Raw genomic sequence first — 21,259 nt, forward strand, 5'->3', positions numbered from 1 at the left:
ATCAGCGTTTCTCCTGCGTCGCCGCGACCATCGGCAAATTCAGCCCTTCTTCGACGGCGCATTCCACCGCAATGTCATACCCGGCGTCGGCGTGGCGCATCACCCCGGTAGCCGGATCGTTATGTAATACCCGGGCGATACGCGCTGCGGCTTCATCAGTGCCATCGCAAACAATCACCATCCCGGCATGCTGGGAGAAGCCCATTCCTACCCCACCACCGTGATGCAGTGACACCCAGGTTGCACCGCTGGCGGTGTTAAGCAGCGCGTTCAGCAGCGGCCAGTCGGATACTGCATCAGAACCGTCGCGCATGGCCTCGGTTTCGCGGTTCGGGCTGGCGACGGAGCCGGAATCCAGATGATCACGGCCAATAACAATCGGCGCAGACACTTCGCCGCTGCGCACCATTTCATTAAACGCCAGCCCCAGTTTTTGACGCCATTCCAGACCGACCCAGCAGATACGCGCCGGTAATCCCTGGAAGTTAATCCGCTCACGCGCCATATCGAGCCAGTGGTGCAGATGTTTATCGTCAGCCACGATCTCTTTCACTTTGGCATCCGTTTTATAAATATCCTGCGGATCGCCGGAAAGCGCCACCCAACGGAACGGGCCAATGCCGCGGCAGAACAGGGGGCGAATATAAGCAGGGACGAAACCAGGGAAATCAAAGGCGTTTTCCACGCCCATCTCTTTGGCCATCTGGCGAATGTTATTGCCGTAATCAAACGTCGGCACACCCATTTTGTTGAACGCCAGCATTGCCTCAACGTGTGTTGCCATTGAGCGTTTCGCCGCCTGTACCGTGCCCTGCGGATCGGACACCGCTTTCGCCTGATACGCTTCCCAGCTCCAGCCGGACGGCAGATAACCATGCAGCGGATCGTGGGCGCTGGTCTGGTCAGTGACCATATCCGGGCGCACACCGCGCTTCACCAGTTCCGGCACAACGTCGGCGGCGTTAGCGCATAGCGCAATGGAGACCGCTTTACCCTCGCGGGTGTACTTTTCGATACGTGCCAGCGCGTCGTCAAGCGATGTCGCCTGCTCGTCCACGTAGCGGGTACGCAGACGGAAATCGATCCGGCTTTGCTGGCACTCAATATTCAGCGAGCAAGCACCTGCCAGCGTTGCGGCTAACGGTTGCGCCCCCCCCATGCCGCCCAGCCCGGCGGTCAGCACCCAGCGTCCGCTCAGGTTACCCTGATAATGCTGACGCCCGGCCTCAACGAAGGTTTCATAAGTCCCCTGCACGATGCCCTGGCTGCCGATGTAGATCCAGCTCCCGGCGGTCATCTGGCCATACATCGCCAGCCCTTTGGCGTCCAGCTCGTTGAAGTGTTCCCATGTAGCCCAATGTGGCACCAGGTTGGAGTTGGCAATCAGCACGCGCGGCGCATTGTCATGGGTTTTGAAAACGCCAACCGGTTTACCGGACTGGACCAGCAGGGTCTCATCGGTCTCCAGTTTGGTCAGCGCGTTGACGATGGCGTCATAACATTCCCAGTCCCGCGCGGCGCGACCAATCCCGCCGTATACCACCAGCTCATGCGGATTTTCCGCCACATCGGGATCCAGGTTGTTCATTAACATGCGCAGCGGCGCTTCGGTCAGCCAGCTTTTGGCCGTTAACGTGGTGCCGCGTGGGGCACGAATATCCTGCTGACGGTACTTGCTATGAGACATGGTAGAGCACTCCTCGCGAACGATCGGACAGATAAGTAACATATACTTGTCTATACAAGTTGTCGCAAGCGTGCTTTTAACAAAAAAGATACAATTTTATTATACTGCGGCAGCAATCACGCTTTTCAGGACATAAACCGCCCTTGCAGGCGATAGCGGGAACCCGGGAAGAGCAAACGGGCATGAGAGACAATGGATGACGCAGACCAGGTTTTACGGCGGATCAGCAGGCAGGGATCGTGTTCTTTGATATTCAGCAGCGCGCACTCTTCGGCACTGGCGCGGACCGCTTCAACAATATGCTCGCCTTCCGTTAAAGGGGCTATCAGCGACAGATACGCGTGCGGCGTAGTCTGGCTGTAATCCTGCGCCAGATACGCTGGCACAATTTCGGCATTCACGCAGCGATCTTCAATCTGCACCGGCAGTTCGTTCTCGTAGTGCACCATGACAGAGTGAAAAATGGAGGTGCCTTCTTTGACGTTTAACACCAAAGCCTGCTGCGCGCTTGCCTGGGTTCGTTCAAGCGTGATCACCTCGCAGCGGTGCTGATGCTGACGGGCGTTGATTTCATCCGCGATGCTGCGAATTTCAAACAGCGCAGACTGGCCCTTCGGCTCGGCGACAAACGTCCCTACGCCCTGCAAGCGAACCAGTAACCCTTCATCCGTTAACTCACGCAGCGCCCGGTTGATGGTCATGCGGCTGAAACCATACTGCGCCACCAGCTCCGCCTCAGAGGGAATGCGATCGTGAGGTTGCCAGATACCGCTGGCAATCTTTTCGCTGATCTCCTGTTTGACCTTTTCGTAAAAAGGTGCCGGAGCAGAACGGGATGGGAGCATGCGTAAGCCTTCCTTAAGCTGAGAATGTGAGTGGGTACAGTTTACAGACATTACCCGAACCTGATAAGCGCAACGCCATCAGGTATATCAGTGCCACCAGTGCGCGATTTGCCAACCTAATCGCGCCGCAACGCGCGCCGCTCTGCCATCATCGTCAAAGCGTGGATTAAATTCAACCATATCCACCGCCTGCAGTTTACCGCTACGACACAGGGGTTCAATCAGATTCAGCAGCGTCGCCAACGGTACGCCCAGCGCAGCGGGCGCCGACACGCCGGGCATTTCCCACACCGGCAGCACGTCGAGATCGATAGTCAGATAGATAACATCCAGGTTGGCGACAAACTGCGCTAACTGCGCCTGCGCCGTTGCACAGTACAGATCTTCCACCACGGTCACACCGAGCCGTTGCGCCTCATCCCATAGCGCCTGGGTGTTTGCCGCCCGACTGACGCCGATACAGGCATAGTGAAATTCACGCTGCTGTTCATCGCAAAGCTGCGCCAGTTGGCGAAACGGTGTACCGGAAGTAGCCTGATCGGCATGGCGCAAATCGAGGTGCGCATCGAAGTTGACGATCCCCACTTTCGCCTGCGGGAACGCATCCAACACGCCTGCGCCGTGCGCAAATGCGGTTTCGTGTCCTCCCCCCAGAACAAAGGTACGTATATTCTCCTGCTGACAGCGCTGCACCGCATTGCGTAGCGCCTGCTGCGCGCCCTCAAGGTCGGGGGCCTGGGCCACAATATTTCCCAGATCTACCAGCCGATGATGCCCATCGTGGCTGGCTAAATTCGCCAGCGCCTTGCGCAGCACATCGGGCGCTCCGGCGGCTCCCGTCCGGCCCTGATTACGTTTCACGCCTTCGTCGCAGGCAAACCCAAGCAGCGCTATCTTCTCGCGATACATTTCTGGGCTAAATGTCGGGCTCAGCGTAATAGTCTGAAACAGGCGCAGCGCATTCGGCGATTCGGCGCGGTCATCACGTCCCTGCCACAGCGCAGGTGAAACAGGTTGCCAGTGAGTCATACTATTTGTCCTTTGAATACGCGTTGGTAGAGCGGGTTACGCCCCGGTTCATACAGGATCTCGACCGGGAGAGTTGCATCCCACACCACAAAATCGGCCACAAACCCGGCCTTCAATTGACCATGAGTGGCATGACGTCCCAGCGCCCGGGCCGCATGACGGGTGACACCCGCCCATGCTTCTTCCGGCGTTAAGCCAAACTGAACGCAGGCCATATTCATCGCCCAGTGCAGGCTGATAAACGGGCTGGTACCGGGGTTAAAATCTGTCGCCACCGCCATCGGTACCTGATACTGACGCAGCAACGCCACCGGCGGACGCTGTTGCTCTTTAAGGAAATAGAATGCGCCGGGCAGCAGCACGCCGACCGTACCGCTTTGGCTCATCGCCGCTACGCCCGCTTCATCGAGATATTCAATATGATCGGCGGATAACCCGTGGTAGCGGCTTACCAGCTGTGCGCCACCCAGCAATGACAGTTGTTCAACATGGCCTTTAATCGGGATGCCCAACGCCTGCGCGGCCTGAAACACCCGCTCGCTCTGCGCCAACGAAAAACCCACGCTTTCACAAAACAGATCGACGGTCTCAAACAGCCCTTGTTCCCACAGCTGCGGCAAAATGGTCTCGCACACCAGCGTAATATAGCCGTCAGGATCATCCCGATATTCTGCTGGAGTCGCATGGGCAGCCAACAGCGTGGGGCTTATTTCAATGATATTCTCCGCCGCCAGCGCCGCTGCCACGCGCAATATTTTCTCTTCTGTCTGCAAATCCAGGCCGTAACCGGATTTTATTTCCAGCAACGTAACGCCTTCTTTGATCAGCTGTTCCATACGCTGATGCGCTAGATGTAAGAGTTGTTCATCACTGGCGCTGCGGGTCGCTGATACCGTGGCATTGATACCCCCGCCCTGGGCGCTTATCTGCTGGTAGGAGACACCGTTTAGCCGCTGCTCCCATTCACCTGCGCGGTTTCCACCAAAGACCAGATGCGTATGACAGTCAATCAGGCCAGGTGTAATTAGCCTGCCCTGCATATCAAAGGTATTGTCATGTGTGAGATAGAGCGATGACTCCGGGACGATATCGCGAATCTTCCCCTGACGGACGATCAGCGCATGACCCTCCACCAGCCCATACGGGGTGTTACGTTCGGGATCCATGGTCGCCAGACGAACATTGCGCCAGATAACATCATCAGGGAAGAATTGCTGCATTCGACTCACCACTTGTCATAGGTTGTATAGACATTTATTTTTGATTATATGGATGTTGTCAACCTGAAGGACCGTAATTGTTATGTATTTGTGATATAAGGACTCTCCGCGCCGGGCATTACGGCGATAAAAACAACTTTTTACCTTTTAACCTTCCCGTTTCGCTCAACTTAGTATAAAAAAGCAGGCTTCAATGGATAACTTTCAAAGCCCGGAGCAACCTGTGAACATATCATCAGTTTCCCGTCTGGCGCTGGCAATGGCTTTTGGCGTGACGCTGACCGCCTGTAGCTCTACGCCGCCCGATCAAATTCCTTCCGATCAGACCGCGCCAGGTACCTCTTCGCGCCCGATCTTGTCGGCCAATGAAGCGAAAAACTTCGTTGCTGCGCACTATTTTTCCGCGCTGACGCCAAACACCGCGCCGTGGAGCCCTTCTGCTATTTCTCTGCCTGCACAGCCTGACTTCGTGGTTGGCCCGGCTGGGACTCAGGGCGTCACCCATACCAGCATTCAGGCTGCGGTTGATGCGGCAATCATCAAACGTACTAACAAACGTCAGTACATCGCGATTATGCCGGGCGAGTATCAGGGCACGGTATATATCCCGGCAGCAACGGGGAGTCTGACGCTGTACGGTATGGGCGAAAAACCGCTGGATGTGAAAATTGGCCAGGCTATTGATGGTGACATGAGCACCGCAGACTGGCGTCGTACGGTGAACCCGGGCGGTAAATACATGCCGGGTAAACCGGCGTGGTATATGTTTGATAATTGCCAGAACAAGCGCGGCACGAATATTGGCGTGATGTGTTCTGCCGTCGTCTGGTCGCAAAATAATGGTCTGCAATTGCAGAACCTGACCATCGAAAACAATCTGGGTGACAGCGTTGATGCGGGTAATCACCCGGCCGTTGCGCTACGTACCGATGGCGATAAAGTGCAGATCAATAAGGTCAACATCCTCGGTCGCCAGAATACGTTTTTCGTGACCAACAGCGGCGTACAAAACCGTCTGGAAAACGATCGTCAACCGCGTACTTTGGTAACCAACAGCTACATTGAAGGCGATGTGGATATTGTTTCCGGTCGCGGCGCCGTGGTGTTCGATAACACCGATTTCCGCGTTGTGAACTCCCGTACTCAGCAGGAAGCCTATGTGTTTGCACCCGCGACGCTGTCAAACATCTACTACGGCTTCCTCGCCACAAATAGCCGCTTCACGGCGAGTGGTGATGGCGTGGCACAGTTGGGCCGCTCGCTGGATGTCGATTCAAACACTAACGGTCAGGTCGTTATCCGCGACAGCGTGATCAACGAAGGCTTTAACATGGCAAAACCATGGGCTGACAGCGTTATCTCGAAGCGTCCTTTTGCCGGTAATACCGGTGCAGAAGATGACAAAGGTGAAATCCAGCGCAACCTGAACGACACCAACTTCAACCGCATGTGGGAATACAACAACCGCGGTATCGGTAGCAAAGTGGTTGCCGAACCGAAGCAGTAATCACAGCCATCAAACCGCTGGCGGGAACACTCCCGCCAGCCCCCTTCACCGCTTTCAACGTCTTTTCTTCACACAGGTAATATTTTCACCAACGCAGGTTTAAATTGATCGCGTGGGTAATGACTCCAACTTACTGATAGTGTTTTATGTTCAGATAATGCCCGATGACCTTGTCATGCAGCTCCACCGATTTTGAGAACGACAGTGACTTCCGTCCCAGCCTTGCCAGATGTTGTCTCAGATTCAGGTTATGTCGCTCAATGCGCTGAGTGTAACGCTTGCTGATTACGTGCAGCTTTCCCTTCAGGCGGGATTCATACAGCGGCCAGCCATCCGTCATCCATACCACGACCTCAAAGGCCGACAGCAGGCTCAGAAGACGCTCCAGTGTGGCCAGAGTGCGTTCACCGAAGACGTGCGCCACAACCGTCCTCCGTATCCTGTCATACGCGTAAAACAGCCAGCGCTGACGTGATTTAGCACCGACGTAGCCCCACTGTTCGTCCATTTCCGCGCAGACGATGACGTCACTGCCCGGCTGTATGCGCGAGGTTACCGACTGCAGCCTGAGTTTTTTAAGTGACGTAAAATCGTGTTGAGGCCAACGCCCATAATGCGGGCGGTTGCCCGGCATCCAACGCCATTCATGGCCATATCAATGATTTTCTGGTGCGTACCGGGCTGAGAGGCGGTGTAAGTGAACTGCAGTTGCCATGTTTTACGGCAGTGAGAGCAGAGATAGCGCTGATGTCCGGCAGTGCTTTTGCCGTTACGCACCACCCCGTCAGTAGCTGAACAGGAGGGACAGCTGATAGAAACAGAAGCCACTGGAGCACCTCAAAAACACCATCATACACTAAATCAGTAAGTTGGCAGCATCACCCGGATACAGACAAGTTTTATTCCGGCTGGTCTGTTGGTGTATCAACGCAAACCCAGGTATCGCCCACCCGGGGTTCTCGCTATCTGTTTCTGGGCAGTGAATGTAAAAATGGCAATAACCCGAAAGGGAAACTGCCCTTCGCCCTTGCGGAGTCCATGCTGCCGTGTGAACTGCGCCCTGGAGCAGAATCGCTGGAGCTAGTGCTGGAACGCGTGGATTTCGTCAACAACATTCGGCAAGCCGGCACCATCGGGCCTGGTATTGAACGTGTCGACTTCTATCTCGCCTACCAGAACGAGGTTGAGAACGAAGGTCTCCATTTTGCCGGGTTTATTAAACCGTTGGAAAAAGCGCTGAAAGGCGTCGATCTCAGCTATCTGCAGGCGGTGGTGTTTGAAATCGAGGGTAGCGGTAATTTTAAACTGGTAACAACGGCCGCAGGCCAGCCGCTGCAGATGGGTGACATTCCCAACAATCTGGACAGGCTCGATGCAAATAAACATTACGGCATTCGCTTAAGCTTCGACAAAAGCAGTGAAGATATCTCTGCCGATGGTTCCGTTCCAACGGCCAAACTATGCTGGAACGATGCCAAAGATGAAGCCGGACCGTGTATTACGGCGATTGATGAAGACCGCCTGCTGATTACCAGCAGCGATGCGGAAGGCAAAGATAAAAACGAACCGGCGATGTGCTGGAGCAGAGAGCAAAACAAGAGCACGCTGTGCCTGGCGGCAATGAATAGCAACGGAGTCAATCCTGGCACGGATAACCCGGACGATCGCATTCTGCACCTGCGTACCAGTGCGGATAAAACAGACGGTAGCGAGGCGGAACCTGCTTCGCCGAGTTCACTCAAAGGCACCACCGGCACGCTGTACGCCAATATCGTGATGGAAAATACTTCGCGCAGGCATCCGGAGAAATGGCATGTGGCTTACGATCAAGTAGAGGCAAACGCGCTTAAGGATGGGCAACAGGGTAATGATGATGGCACACGCGTATTTTCTGATGCCTTCAGTGGTCAGTATGAGCTGGTGACGCCCACCACCACTTTTTATCAGTCATTTAAAAACGATTATCCGCGGGGTGAAGGTCCGACAGGGGCTGATGCTATTTATACAGCCGCAAATGATAGTGCAAATTACGCTGGTCTCTTAAGTGAGCCAGGCGTGATTCGTTTACCGTTGCAAACGTGTCCTAAAGTAACCGGTATCGATAAAGACGGTAACACCACGCTGCGAAGCCTCTATCCCCGCCTGTCGGTCGCCATATCATCGGTCGCGGCAGATCAGAATGGTAAAACAGACACTGGTGAAACAGACACTGGTTATACTGACTACACCCAGCAGGGGGCAACGCGTTTGAATACCGTTAAAACCCGCAACAAAGTGGGAGCGGTAGCGGGTGTTGCGATCCAGGCCAATATAGTGGTTAACAAAGATACTGCAGCCCCTGCCAACGATCCGGTGAAAAGGGACAAAAACGGAACCTTTGAGGACTGGATCGCGGAAGACTGGTTCAAAGGTGCAGGTACCAGGGACGACCCCGCCCCCTTCTGGTTAATCAGCGCCACCTCGGCAATGATTAATCCCGATGGTGATGGTATCAATAAAATGAATCCGCAGTCTCTCTCAGTGGTGATTAACCAGTGGTGCAGCACGATCCCGCAAGGGGGAATGATTTCATCCGAAGGTTACGCCTGGGATGAGGCGGTGCCGAATAAGTATATGCTCCATTCTCTTGTTGCGGAAGATAACGATCTTAAGTTTTATAAAGAAAACGGTAATAAACTTGATATTCCGGACCATGAAAGAATCACCTATTAATCATTGGAAGAGTAAGATGAAAAAAACATGGATAATTGGGGCTGCCGTGTCCGCATTATTAGGCAGCCAGGGAAGTTTTGCCGCCAGCGCACCAGCCGGGCAAAAAATTGACGCAGGGATGTTAACCACCACGCCAGTGAAAGAAAGTACAACCACGCCGCGAAATCCCTTTTCCGGGGATGATACGGTGAAAAGCGTCGCACCTGTCAGTGCGCCAGTAGTGGAAATAAAAATTGATTTACTGGAGGAGGAGTTATTAAGCCAGCAGCTTTCAAAATGGGCGCAGCAAAATGGCTATAAGCTGCTCTGGAACAGCTCAACTGATTTTGTTATTTACAAGGCAATTCATTTGCAGGGTAAATCAATACAGGATGTGCTGGTTAAGCTTGGACAAGTATTTACGTCAGAAAACTACGGGCTGGTGATAAAAGACTACCAGGCGAATAACGTACTGATCATTGATGAGCAGTAATTAAGCAAGGGAATAATGCTATGAAAATTAAAGTTTCGCTTCTGGCGTTGACGCTGGCTCTTCAGGGTTGTACGTCTATTGATACCAAGTACGATAAAAGTATTGTCCAGCAGGAAACCGGCAACCCGACCACTCCGGATGAAATGAAAACGACCGGTTATATGAAATATAACGAGCCTTATCTGGGCAAAAAGGTTGAATATAACTCCCGTAAACAGGCGCTGCTGCGTAAGCAGGTGAGTATTCAGTCTTACGAGCCTACCGATCTGGCGACAATTCTTGAGGCGGTGACCGCGCAAACCGGTATTAGCTACCGTATTAATACTTCCATTCCCGGTGGAAAATCGGATGCGGGGGAACCTGAGTTCCGTAGCGTTAAGTTCAACGGAACGTTTGAGGAATTTACCCGCTATATTTCCGCACTATATGACGTGAACCCAGTGCTGGATAACAACGGCGTGCTGGTCGTCTCTTATTTCCAGAACTATGTGCTGAAGCTGGATTTTTACGGCGAAGACAACAAGTTTGAGACCAGTCTCGACCTGTCCGGTAATGAAGCCACTACCGGCGGCGGTCTGAAAGGCAAAGCCGAAACCAAATTTGAATCCAGCTTCTGGGACGACGTTGAGGATATGGCGGAAAAATTCGTCTCCAGCGGCGTTTACAGTATTTTTAAAGACGCCTCGATTCTGACGATCACCGCGCGCCCTTCGGAGTATCACGCGCTGAATGAGTCGCTGAAGAAATTCCAGGCGGATAATACCCGTCAGTTTGTCGTGACTTACAAAATATTTACCCTTGATAAGCGCAAAACGAAAGAGCTGGGCGGTGGGGTCAATATGACCTTCAACGACGGGACCTCCTCTTTTGGTATCGACAGCTCAGAAATGCTGATGAAGCTCTCCGGCGGCTTAACCGCAGGCTGGACCAATCAGCATATGAATATCAGCTCTCAACTGGATGCCCTGTACGAACTCACCGGCAGTAAGGTGATCCAGAGCGGTTCGTTTATTACCCGTAATAACATCCCTATTCCACTCAACATGACCACGTCGCAATATTATGTCTCCAGTCGCACCAGGGAAGAAGATTCCAATTCAGGAGACGTCAGCACGGAGGTGGAAACCACGGAACTGGTCACCGGCACCAGCTTTATTCTTACCCCGCGTATCTTAACCGACGGGCGAATTGAAGTGGCCAGCGGCTTTACCAAGCGCTACCTCAACTCAATCGATACCTTTGATGAAGTTCAGTTGCCGTCGGTAAGCACGACGGAAATGTTTAACATTTCCACAATTACGCCGGGTAGCCTGCTGCTGGTCAGCAAATACGAAGCGAAAGAGGATGCTGACGGTCAGGGATGGTCGGTGCTGGCAGGCTCGGTTACCAACAGCGATCATGTCGAAACCGTGGTTATGGTAGTCGGTATTGATAATTACCGTGCCCCAACGCAGACCCGATGAGGGCATCATGCTTAAGCACTTATCAGAAAATCGGGTATTAATTGATCTGGTCTGGAGCTACGAGCCTGCCTCTCACGAACCTTATTATCTTGACTGGCTGGCACATTTGCGGCGAACCCATCGCCAGTTAACGGGCCAGTCTGATGAAGGGGAAATGGTTACAGGTTTCTGTACTAAACACTCCACCTTATATGAGCCTTTCGCCCTGTGGATGAAAGCCCTGTACGGTGACGGTATTTATTATTATGAGCAGGCGGAAAGCTGCTATTTCCTGATTATCTCGCACGGTGTTCCCGTTTCGGGCAGCGATCGTCTGGTCTCCAGACGCTTCTGGATGAAGCTGAAAGAGCAGCTGAAAGAATCGCCACAGTATGCGGAGCTACCGTTAATTCATTTAACGGAACAGCACATTGAGGCGGTGATTGAAGGCTGTACTGGACATCAGCGGCGGCAGAAAAAGCGGCGACAGATGATGATCGGCGCTCTGATAGCAGGCGGCATCGTATTTTTACTGGTGTTTATGACACTACTGAAATTATTTATAAAAGGATGAGAACGTGGCGGTCTCTGAAAATCTCTATTTCTGGAAGCGTCGTAATATAGGGGGCGGTTCTACCGGGCGAGGAGGTAATATTATCGTCTGGGTCGTTACGCTACTGATTTTATTAGCTGGCGGCGGCGGATCGGGCTATTACTATTTTATCTGGAAACCGGAGCAGGAACGATTGGCCAGAGTCAAGGCTGAACAGGCTGCCCGCCAGCAAAAAATCAAAGCTATCGAAGATTTTTATCGCAAGTCACTCACGGGCGGCAGCATTTCTGATGCCAGCCTGCTGCTGGAGCAGCTCTTGCTGGCGAATAAAAAACTGTCGCAGGTGGGCTTTGCGCCAAAAAGTATTGAATGTACCAGTACGGGTTGCTCACTCAGCTATGCGCTGAATCCAGGGCGGATATTTAGCGTGGCCGATATTAATCTCTGGGGCAAAACCTGGTCGCCCAGTTTTTCAAAAAACACGCTGGACTATACGGGCGTTGAGTCCGGGATGAATAAACACCCATGGCTCAGCGCGTGGCAGAGTAAAAATACGGTCAATCTGCCGGTCTGTACCGATGTATTAAGTTATATCAGCACCTGGAACTCATTAGGCGGACGAAATACCGAACTGGTATTAACGGGGATGCCCTCCTCTGCCGTCGAGAAAAATGAAAGCGAGCTGAAAAGTGCGGTAACGTCATTCGGCATGCTGTTCGCCGGTTGGACGATCACCTCACCGACCAAAATGGATTTCTCAGGCGTGTCGTTGGTGTTGAATAAACAACCCTTTGCCGACGCGTTTATTATCAAATCAATCGTATTCAATGAAAAATCAACGCTTGTTACCGGAGGACTGGCATGCAAAAAGGGAAATTAATTATTGCGGGAATAGTGTTGACGCTTTCACCTGCTCTTTACGCCGCAGATACGGCAGAAATCATCCCTGCGCAGGAGGTTGTACAAGCGAAAGGCACGCCACCGTTAAGCGACGTATCGCCGATGCAGGATCACGTTGTTGAGATGATAGAAAAAGATTTCAACTTCGAGAGCCAGTACCGTGAGCTGGTGAATCAGCTTGCGCTGGAAAAAGTCCGCAGCGAGCTGCGTAAGCTGCGCGGTGAGAAAAAGGAGGGTAGCGCGGCGGTTATGCCGGTGAGCACCGCCAGCACAATGGATTATATTAGCGCTTCCCCAGGAGCAACGTCAGAATCTGCGCCTGGGCTGCGGCCGCTGCTGATTTCCGAAATCGCGGGTCAAAAACGCGTGGCGATTGCCGGCGCCGACGGCGGCGTGAAGATGGTGCCGCTGAATCAGCGTTTTAGCTACGGCGGTTATGACTATATTGCGCGTCATAACCAGGCAAATGACGTGACGGTCGAGGTTGTGGGTAAGTGATCGATTATATCCAGTTTAACGAGGAGAACATTCATTCTCAGGAGTGGCAATTCCAGGAGTATGACGGCGATATTCTGGTTGCTGAACATGCGGATGAAGCCTGGTTACTGGTATCCACGCCTTTGATTGATAATCTGGCGCCAATGCAGGCGGTGTGCCACCGCCTGCAGGTTTCCCATAATATTCAGGTTAAGGGAATAGCGCAGGTTACTGAGAAAAATTATTACCTGATCGTTGAACAACTGCTGTCGGCGGGAAGTAAGCTGCTTGAACAGGAAAGCAGTAACACACAGCTTGCGCTGGAAGAGATGCTGAAAAAGGCCGTGGCGTTGAAGGCCAGCGACTTGCACATCACCCGTAATGATATGGTGGCGAATATTGAGCTGCGCATTAACGGCGTGCTTTGTCCGTTTATACAGATGAAGGCGTCACGCTGCGATGAGCTGGTGTTCGTGCTCTACAACGTTGAGGCAAGCACCCGCGACACCACCTGGAACCGCAATATTGCGCAAAACGCCAATATCCTCTATTCGCTGGCGGGGAAAAGCTACCGCTTCCGCTATGCGCACTATCCGATATTTGGCGAGACCAGCGATTGCTATCACGCGGTATTGCGTATTATTCCATCGGGTCTGGACAGAGCCAGCGTCGCGAGCCTGGATAAGCTTGGCGTTTCCGATGAGGAAATTAGCGACCTCAAAAGGATCCTGAGTAACCCCTACGGGGCTTATATTATTGCCGGAACAACCGGTTCGGGGAAATCCACTACCCTGAAAAATCTGATGGAGTGGATGCAGATCAACCGCTATGACAATCGCGGCTGTTTTCTGACCGTAGAAGATCCGGTCGAATATCAGATCTATGGCGCGACGCAAAGTTCGGTATTAAGCGGCGAATCCGGAGGATTCCATTCGGCGATCAAATCCTCGCTGCGTCGCGACCCGGACGTACTGATGGTGGGGGAAATTCGCGACAATATCTCTTCTAACGCGCTGGCCGGGGCGGTGGAAAGTGGTCACTACTGCTTTACCACCGTGCACGCAGGCAACATCGTTTCGTTATTGCAACGCTTATCCGCGCTAGGTATTACCAGCGATAAACTTTCAACGCCGGGTTTTATTGCGGGCTTACAGTGCCAGAAGCTAATACCTGTACTGTGCCCGCAGTGTAAAACGTCGTTACGGACCACTGCCATTAAGGGACGTGAGTTCCAGCTTTATGAAAAAAACGCTGAAGGCTGTCCGGACTGCAAACACACCGGTATTGGCGGACGCCAGCTGGTGATGGAGTATTTGCTGCCGGTGTATGACGAGCTGGAGGCCATTGCTGAACAGAAATGGCTTAAAGTTTATACCGTCTGGCGCGCGAAGCGATTAAAACAGACCGGCCTGAGCGAAGGATTCGAAATTAAAGAAAAAACGATGGCGGCGGTACTTCAGGGACGCGTGTGCGCGACCTGGTTTCAAATGGAGTTTGGGCAAGTCGTTCAGGAAGAGCTGGAGGTAATAGTTGAAAAAATTCGGTAAGAAACAGCGTATTTATCTTTATCAGTTTTGCGCAGACATGATTAACGCTGAACTTCCGTTATATGACGCGTTGCAAAAATTACGCGCGGAAGGGGAAAAACTGCTCGGCAAAGGATTTGCTAAACGTCTGGAAGATCTGACAAGCAAAATGGCGAAAACCACCTCCATTGCGATGGTTTTCGAGGGGCTGGTCCCTGAATCTGAACTGAGCGTGATTAACGCGGCGGAGCGCAGTGGCAGCCTTGCCGACGGCTTTATCACCCTGGTAAACGTGATTAATTATAATGATGAACTGCGCAAGAAAATCGTCGGCGCCATCACCTTCCCGCTCATTATGCTGGTCCTGTCGCTGGTGGTGATAGGCGGTTATGCCTATAAGGTGTTCCCGGCTTTTGAAGGCGTTGTACCGGTTGAAAAATGGCCTGGCGTCACCAGCGCGCTCTATATTTTTGGGATGGCGCTGTGTAAAGGGCTGTGGATATATATCCTCATTGGTTTTATTGCGCTGGTTACCGTGATCAAAATAGCAATGGGCAAAATGACCGGGAATATTCGTAATCAGTTTCTTGACCGAATTATGCCGTTCTCAACGTATAAGCAGTTGACTGCCTCTATTTTTCTCAACAACCTGGCGCTGATGTTAAAAAACGGCATTCCGCTCAACGATGCGCTCAGCATTATTAGCCTGAACTCCAGCCGCTGGCTGCGCTGGCACCTGGCCGGGATGCAGAAGAAAATGGCGGCGGGCGTCAGCTATGGAGAAGCGCTCAACTCGGGTTTACTGAACACGGAAACGCTGCTCAATATCAGTCTTTACGCCGCGCTACCTTCGTTTAATGAGGTTCTGCTGGCGGTATCGAATAAATCACGTGAACACATTCGGGAATATATCAATAAACTTTCCGGGTTATTAAAAGCGCTCTCCACGTTGATATTAGGCGGTTGCGTTATTTGGGTTTTTGCCGCGTTATTTTCGCTCAGCGACAAGCTGGCGGCGATGGGCGCCAGCGGTTCTTTTTAGGAAAATTAAATCATGGAACTGTTAATGCCATGGATGGTGGCTGTTTTTATCCCACTTGGATTGCTGTTTGGCAGCTTAGCCAACGTGATTATTTATCGTCTGCCGCTGATGCTTGGCGTAATAGATGAGGATGATTCAGAAGGGGCGGCTGTTAATTTGTGGTGGCCGCCGTCGCACTGCCCTGCCTGTAAATCGGATATTAAGCCCTGGGATAATATTCCGGTTCTCAGTTGGCTGTTACTGAAGGGCAAATGCCGCCAGTGCAACATTGCGATCCCGGTTATTTATCCGGTTTCTGAACTGGCGATGGGGCTGGTATGGGGGGCGCTGGCCTGGTTTTACCTGCCGCAATGGTCTCCTCAGCTCGCGCTGGCATATGCGCTGTTGTTTATGGTGCTCTACAGCGCGGCGGTTATCGATTTTAAACATCTGATTCTGCCAGACGCGCTGGTCTTCACCGTGCTCTGGGGCGGGCTACTGCTTGCCGCATCGGGCTACTCCATGGTGCGGGTGAAGGACGCGGTTTATGGCGTCGCCATCGCCTGGCTATTGCTGTGGGGCGTGATGAAGCTGTGGGAGACGTTCTGCAAACGTGACGGTCTGGGCTACGGCGACGTCAAGCTCTACGCCGCCTGCGGGGCATGGCTTGGCTGGCAGCGCCTGCCGGAATTACTCTGCTTTTCGGCGCTGACCGGACTGCTGTTTTACGCCTGCGTGCGGTTCTTTTATACGCAAGAGGATGACAAACATCGCTTTTATATTCCGTTCGGTCCGGCTATCGCGCTGGTCGCGTTTTTACTGCTGCTCTGACGGGGGTCGATCGTGTCGTGTCTGATATGGAGCATATGGCTGACAATGGCGCCACTGGCGACGACCAGCTGCGAGCAGGCCTGGCAGCAGGCTTTCGTTCCGTCATTACAGGCGGCGCAAGTGTGGTCAGAAGAGAACCTGAGGATGCCGTCCAGCGCTGCGGCGGTGGATGATGATAACGCCCCAGTACGCTTTATCTGGCCCGTGGCGAAGCGCCAGATCAGCTCAGGATTTGGACAACGCCTGCACCCTGTGCTGGGGCGCATGATGCAGCATAAAGGGATGGATATTCCTGTGCCATTCGGCAGCAGCGTGCATGCAATTGCCGACGGCGAAGTGGTGGAGAGCGGCTACGGTCGCGGCACCGGGTACTTTATCACTCTCCGTCATGCGGACGGCTGGTTGAGCCGCTATTTTCATCTCGCCTCTGCGCGGGTGCGTAAGGGCGAAAAGCTGACGGCGGGCGAAGAGATCGCCGCATCCGGCAGCAGCGGTTTTAGCACCGGTCCGCATCTGCATCTGGAAATTGCCTGGCGGGGCGTGGCGCTCGACCCGCAGCCCTTGCTGAACAACACCCCGATGCTGGCGCGCGCCGGACGGGCGTCCACGGAAGAAAAATCCGACGCTCAGCCTCGGGTGGTGCTGGTTTCTCAGGGACCGGGCGGAACCCGGATTACCGTCCGGTTTAACAACAAAACGCGCACCGTGGCACCAGGCAGTATGGTGTTTGGCGACTATCAGGTCGTGCTGTTGCGCAGTGGTAAATATCAGATTATTTCCGTCGCATAAAGAGGGAGTGACAAATGAAAAGGACTGTTTTATCGGCAGGGCTGATCTCGGCAATGCTGCTTTTTAGCACAAGTGCAATATCTTCGAATAATGCTCCCAATTCAGGAGACGACCTCAGTGCAAATTTTGGTTTTCTGACACGCACGCCGGCCTCACTGGGGCCACATTATTTTACCGTTCGGGTAACGGCAGAGACGTTTAGTCGGCAATTTAGTACTGAGGCTATACAATCGTTTGGCGTGAACGTGTACTGGAAAACGAAAGGGTACGATCAGGATAAAGGTCGTAATAATCTTAGTGTTACTGCACCAAATTTACCGCGTTGTCCATTTAAAGAGGAAAGGCAATGTGATAACAGTAGAGACAAACTTAGAGGTAATTCGGAGGCTTCGTCAGAACACCTTGAAGGTTTGCTTTATAGTTATCTCGAGATTGACAATGGTATTTATATTCAGGGCAAGGTCCCCGATAAACTTCAAAGAGCGACACGGTTCTTTAGACATCGCTATGGCGGTTACGAGTATCCACCGGCGAATAAGCAGGATGAGGTGGACGATCCTAATGTCCGGCTCTCAGCGATCTTTTTTTCCCAAAGCGAAGCCCCCTGTGAGAAAGCAGGCAGTCGATTCTGCGGTGGCCAGGATGGACATCAAGTCCCTAAAGACATACTTATATCAAGTAACGATCTGGAATATCTCGTCATTGAAGTCATTGGTTTCCAGCATACGAATAAGAGAGTGTTTAAAAATGACGCCTTTTATACCTTCCCTATTGCGGCTGTAAAATATGTCCCCACAGGGCAGGGCAAGAAAATGAAGATATTAAGATCGGATAGGCATGCCAAGCCAGGAATGGGAATGGAAATGTTTGCGGCTACTTTCCCTTCGACGCCCCCCAATAACGATACGGATGGATATTGGGATGTCGGTGCTACGTCTATTCATGGTGATGCAGATGAAATCGATTTCACAAATATTGACGTTCTCAAGGTGAAGCTTTTCTATAATTCTCGATACCCAGACTGGGACACACCTGAGGACACGGGGATTTATTTTCAATTAGAAAAGACGGATTTAAAATGTTTCCCCTGGGTCGATGCTAAGTGTATTTATCCGTTGAAATAACTTATTTTACCCGCGAGGTTCACACGGATGTGAACCTCGCCTTTTTATCTTTGAACAGGCTTTTCCTGCTCTGACTGATGGCGTTAGTAGGCGTTCACCACGACCCACATCGGTCCCTGCCCCACTGCATAACGCCCCTTCTCTGCCAGCAGCCCCTGCTCGCCAGCAATCTCATACACCGCAATATGGTGCGATTTCTGTCCGGCGGCAATCAGGTATTTACCGCTGTGATCGATATTAAAACCGCGCGGCTGAGTTTCAGTTGGCTGGAAACCCTCTTTGGTCAGCACGCTGCCATCTTCAGACACGCTAAAGATCGTAATCAGGCTGCCGGTGCGGTCACAGGCGTACAGATGACGACCATCCGGTGTAATGTGAATATCCGCTGCCCAACGGGTATCAGTGAAATCAGCCGGCATCATATCCAGCGTCTGCACACACTCAATCTTGCCGTACGGATCTTTCAGCGCCCAGACGTCAACGGAGCTGTTCAGCTCATTCACACAGTAGGCAAATTGCTTATTCGGATGGAACGTCATATGACGCGGGCCCGCGCCTTCAACGGTGGTCACTTCAGCCGGTTCCTGCGCCACCAGATGTCCATCATCGCTTACCTCAAACAGACAGATACGATCCTGTTTCAACGCCGGAACCCACAGGATACGGTTATCCGGTGAGATGTTGGCCGAGTGGCAGCCGTCCAGACCTTCAACCACGTCAACCTGTTCCACCGGCAGGCCATCTTCCAGACGCGTGACGCTCACGCTCCCGGCGTTATAAGAGCCGACAAACACGAAACGTCCCTGATGATCGGTAGAAATATGCGTCGGGCTACCCGGCAGCGCAGACTCCGCCGCGAAGGTCAGCGCACCGTCATCAGGCGCAATGCGGTAAGCCAACACGCGAAACTCCGGGCGCACGCCAACATAGAGGTAGCGCTTATCCGGGCTGACGACCATCGGCTGTACCTGACCCGGCACATCAACCACCTGCGTCAGCGTCAAAGAACCATCATGATTCAGGCTCCAGACGTGGATTTGCTGACTTTCAGGGCTGGCGGTATAAACGGTTTGCTTCATGAATACTCCTTTGCTTTTTGGCAGGTGGCTGCAATTGCCTGACACACGCCTAAGGTAGACGCATTTAACGGTGAATGCTTAATTAAGGCGCAGAATTTTGTCCGGCTCCCGTCTCGGTGTACCATTCCAGCAGACAAAATTCTCAACCTTAATCTGGAAATAACTATGACCGCACGCGTGATTGCCCTGGATTTAGACGGTACCCTGTTGACTCCGAAAAAAACCTTACTGCCATCCTCTGTTGAAGCGCTCGCGCGCGCCAGAGAAGCAGGATACCAACTTATCATTGTCACAGGTCGCCATCACGTTGCTATTCATCCTTTTTATCAGGCACTGGCGCTCGATACACCTGCAATTTGCTGCAACGGCACCTACTTGTATGATTATCAGGCAAAAACGGTACTGGAATCCGATCCCCTTTCGGTAAACCAGGCATTAGAGCTGATCGAAATGCTGGATGAACATCAGATCCACGGACTGATGTATGTGGATGAGGCCATGCTGTATGAGCGCCCAACCGGGCATGTGGTGCGTACCGCTAACTGGGCGCAAACCCTGCCGCCGGAACAGCGCCCGACCTTCACCCAGGTCCCTTCGCTGGCGCAGGCCGCACATGACGTTAACGCCGTCTGGAAATTTGCCCTCACCGACGAAGATATTCCGAAACTGCAGCAGTTTGGTAAGCATGTTGAACAACAGTTGGGGCTGGAGTGTGAATGGTCCTGGCACGATCAGGTCGACATTGCCCGTAAAGGCAACAGCAAAGGACGACGCCTTACCCAGTGGATTGAAGCACAGGGCGGGTCAATGGAAAACGTCATTGCCTTTGGTGACAACTTTAACGATATCAGCATGCTGGAAGCTGCAGGTACCGGCGTGGCGATGGGTAATGCGGACGACGCGGTCAAAGCCCGCGCCAACATCGTAATTGGTGACAACACCACCGACAGCATCGCGAAATTTATTTACTCCCACCTGCTGTAATCACGCGGTAATCGACACGCTCTTAATTTGCGCGTACAGCCACAGGCCAGGTTTGATACCCAGTTCATCCCTGGCCCACGGGCTGATCCTCGCCCACAGCGTTTTACCGCCCACTTCAAGCTGAACCTCCACCTGACCATTATCGTCATAGCACTGCGCGACTTTCGCCCGCAGCACGTTACGAATACTGGTCTGCTGCGGCGGTTGAAGCACCAGCGAAACATCAGATGCCTGAATACGAATACGCAGCGCAGTTTGCAGCGGTTGATCCAGCTTATTGACCCATAGATGCTGATCGCCAAGCGCCAGTGCAGTCATTGCGTAATGTGGATGATGTTCCAGCACGCTGACTTTCAGAATGCTGCTTTGCTGTTCCTTTGGTAGCCACGGATGCATCACGCTGCTGCCCCAGACATCTTCCAGCGAACCGAACGCTTTGACCTGCCCGTTTTCCAGCACCATCACTTTGTCTGCCAGGTGCAAGATTTCATCGAGCGAGTGGCTGACGTACAGCATCGGAATATTAATTTCACGCGCCAGGCGTTGCAGGTAAGGCAACAGTTCGCGCTTACGCGGGATATCCAGCGAGGCTAACGGCTCATCAAGCAACAACAGTTCCGGCGCGGTAAGCAGCGCCCGACCGATGGCTACGCGCTGTTTTTCACCGCCAGAAAGACCGCCAGGCAGACGGTCAAGCAGCGATTCAATGCCCAACAGGGCCACCAGCTTATCAAACTGTCCGGCCATACTTTTCGCCATACCGTAACGCAGGTTGCCGCGCACTTTATAATGCGGAAACAGGCGCGCATCCTGGAAAACATAGCCCACCCGGCGTTTTTCGGGCGTTAAACAGATACCGTTCTCGACGTCGTTCAAAACCCGACCGTTAAGCACGATGCGCCCGGACTGCGGCTGCGTCAGGCCGCTGATGGCGTTAATCAGCGAGGTTTTACCCGCGCCGGAAACGCCAAAAATAGCGGTGATCCCACTGGCTGGCAGCGTTTCGTTGAGCGTCAGGCAATGCGTCCCCAGCGTTTGGGAGAAATTAAGTTCCAGCATGA

Annotated in this window: 20 protein-coding genes; 13 read left to right on the forward strand and 7 right to left on the reverse strand. The window is 52.8% G+C overall.

All coding sequences use genetic code 11. The features are described from left to right. Position 1: 1 nt before the first annotated feature. The 4 genes from hutU to hutI all read right to left on the reverse strand — a co-directional run bounded on the left by hutU (position 2) and on the right by hutI (position 4,781). A complete protein-coding gene (hutU, locus tag HV302_RS16730) occupies positions 2–1,687 on the reverse strand; it encodes a urocanate hydratase (protein ID WP_181626310.1) in 1,686 nt (561 codons plus the stop codon). Between the two features lie 125 nt (positions 1,688–1,812). Further along, entirely contained in the window at positions 1,813–2,532 is a 720-nt protein-coding gene (locus HV302_RS16735; protein ID WP_016152334.1) for a histidine utilization repressor, read from the reverse strand. Positions 2,533–2,619: 87 nt separating this feature from the next. Continuing rightward, on the reverse strand, positions 2,620–3,561 hold the full coding sequence (gene hutG, locus HV302_RS16740) for a formimidoylglutamase (RefSeq protein ID WP_047415223.1): 942 nt from the start codon (positions 3,559–3,561) through the stop codon (positions 2,620–2,622). Continuing rightward, positions 3,558–4,781, reverse strand: a complete 1,224-nt coding sequence (gene hutI, locus HV302_RS16745; RefSeq protein ID WP_049269855.1) for an imidazolonepropionase — start codon at positions 4,779–4,781, stop codon at positions 3,558–3,560. Before hutI ends, hutG begins: the two co-directional genes overlap by 4 nt. Before the next feature lie 223 nt (positions 4,782–5,004). Here hutI and HV302_RS16750 point away from each other — a divergent pair, with 223 nt between their 5' ends. After that, complete coding sequence (locus HV302_RS16750) at positions 5,005–6,288, forward strand: putative acyl-CoA thioester hydrolase (RefSeq protein ID WP_047502440.1); 1,284 nt, start codon at positions 5,005–5,007, stop codon at positions 6,286–6,288. A gap of 130 nt (positions 6,289–6,418) precedes the next feature. Here HV302_RS16750 and HV302_RS16755 read toward each other — a convergent pair. Beyond that, positions 6,419–7,116, reverse strand: a protein-coding gene (locus tag HV302_RS16755; protein WP_326928720.1) for an IS1 family transposase whose coding sequence is annotated in 2 segments (ribosomal slippage) — positions 6,419–6,867 and positions 6,867–7,116 — 699 coding nt in all. Because the reading frame shifts where the segments join, the coding sequence is not laid out codon by codon here. Positions 7,117–7,260: 144 nt separating this feature from the next. Between HV302_RS16755 and HV302_RS16760 the strand changes: the two genes are divergently transcribed. From HV302_RS16760 to HV302_RS16810, 11 genes are read left to right on the forward strand one after another with little or no spacing between them, the layout of a single operon-like run. Then, complete coding sequence (locus tag HV302_RS16760) at positions 7,261–9,000, forward strand: prepilin-type N-terminal cleavage/methylation domain-containing protein (protein ID WP_442780529.1); 1,740 nt, start codon at positions 7,261–7,263, stop codon at positions 8,998–9,000. Positions 9,001–9,016: 16 nt separating this feature from the next. Continuing rightward, the gene (locus tag HV302_RS16765) at positions 9,017–9,472 is read left to right on the forward strand and encodes a TcpQ domain-containing protein (RefSeq protein ID WP_016156036.1); all 456 of its coding nucleotides are present in this window, start codon (positions 9,017–9,019) and stop codon (positions 9,470–9,472) included. 20 nt (positions 9,473–9,492) lie between these two features. Continuing rightward, entirely contained in the window at positions 9,493–10,935 is a 1,443-nt protein-coding gene (locus HV302_RS16770; RefSeq protein WP_131348113.1) for a type II and III secretion system protein, read from the forward strand. A 7-nt stretch (positions 10,936–10,942) separates the two neighbouring features. Further along, positions 10,943–11,488 carry a hypothetical protein gene (locus HV302_RS16775; protein ID WP_181626312.1) on the forward strand — a complete coding sequence of 182 codons (546 nt, stop codon included), beginning with the start codon at positions 10,943–10,945 and terminating at the stop codon, positions 11,486–11,488. Between the two features lie 4 nt (positions 11,489–11,492). Beyond that, complete coding sequence (locus HV302_RS16780; protein WP_049040753.1) at positions 11,493–12,347, forward strand: hypothetical protein; 855 nt, start codon at positions 11,493–11,495, stop codon at positions 12,345–12,347. Continuing rightward, the gene (locus tag HV302_RS16785) at positions 12,329–12,865 is read left to right on the forward strand and encodes a hypothetical protein (RefSeq protein WP_103283644.1); all 537 of its coding nucleotides are present in this window, start codon (positions 12,329–12,331) and stop codon (positions 12,863–12,865) included. Before HV302_RS16780 ends, HV302_RS16785 begins: the two co-directional genes overlap by 19 nt. Continuing rightward, on the forward strand, positions 12,862–14,391 hold the full coding sequence (locus HV302_RS16790) for an ATPase, T2SS/T4P/T4SS family (protein ID WP_109017317.1): 1,530 nt from the start codon (positions 12,862–12,864) through the stop codon (positions 14,389–14,391). The genes HV302_RS16785 and HV302_RS16790 overlap by 4 nt, the downstream gene beginning before the upstream one ends. Then, on the forward strand, positions 14,375–15,412 hold the full coding sequence (locus HV302_RS16795) for a type II secretion system F family protein (RefSeq protein ID WP_049040748.1): 1,038 nt from the start codon (positions 14,375–14,377) through the stop codon (positions 15,410–15,412). Before HV302_RS16790 ends, HV302_RS16795 begins: the two co-directional genes overlap by 17 nt. Positions 15,413–15,424: 12 nt before the next feature. Next, positions 15,425–16,222, forward strand: a complete 798-nt coding sequence (locus HV302_RS16800; RefSeq protein WP_181626313.1) for a prepilin peptidase — start codon at positions 15,425–15,427, stop codon at positions 16,220–16,222. A 45-nt stretch (positions 16,223–16,267) separates the two neighbouring features. Continuing rightward, a complete protein-coding gene (locus HV302_RS16805; RefSeq protein ID WP_181627477.1) occupies positions 16,268–17,011 on the forward strand; it encodes a M23 family metallopeptidase in 744 nt (247 codons plus the stop codon). Between the two features lie 14 nt (positions 17,012–17,025). Next, positions 17,026–18,135: a hypothetical protein gene (locus tag HV302_RS16810; protein WP_181626314.1), complete on the forward strand. Its 1,110-nt coding sequence runs from the start codon at positions 17,026–17,028 to the stop codon at positions 18,133–18,135. 83 nt (positions 18,136–18,218) lie between these two features. Here HV302_RS16810 and pgl read toward each other — a convergent pair whose 3' ends face one another. Further along, entirely contained in the window at positions 18,219–19,214 is a 996-nt protein-coding gene (gene pgl, locus HV302_RS16815) for a 6-phosphogluconolactonase (RefSeq protein ID WP_181626315.1), read from the reverse strand. 165 nt (positions 19,215–19,379) lie between these two features. Here pgl and HV302_RS16820 point away from each other — a divergent pair, with 165 nt between their 5' ends. Then, complete coding sequence (locus HV302_RS16820; RefSeq protein WP_181626316.1) at positions 19,380–20,198, forward strand: pyridoxal phosphatase; 819 nt, start codon at positions 19,380–19,382, stop codon at positions 20,196–20,198. On the opposite strand, the gene modC is transcribed toward HV302_RS16820, so the two are convergent. Next, entirely contained in the window at positions 20,199–21,257 is a 1,059-nt protein-coding gene (gene modC, locus HV302_RS16825) for a molybdenum ABC transporter ATP-binding protein ModC (RefSeq protein WP_016152328.1), read from the reverse strand. Between the last annotated feature and the right edge of the window lie 2 nt (positions 21,258–21,259).

It is taken from the genome of Citrobacter sp. RHBSTW-00859, assembly GCF_013729795.1.
In the GTDB taxonomy this organism is placed as follows: domain Bacteria; phylum Pseudomonadota; class Gammaproteobacteria; order Enterobacterales; family Enterobacteriaceae; genus Citrobacter; species Citrobacter braakii.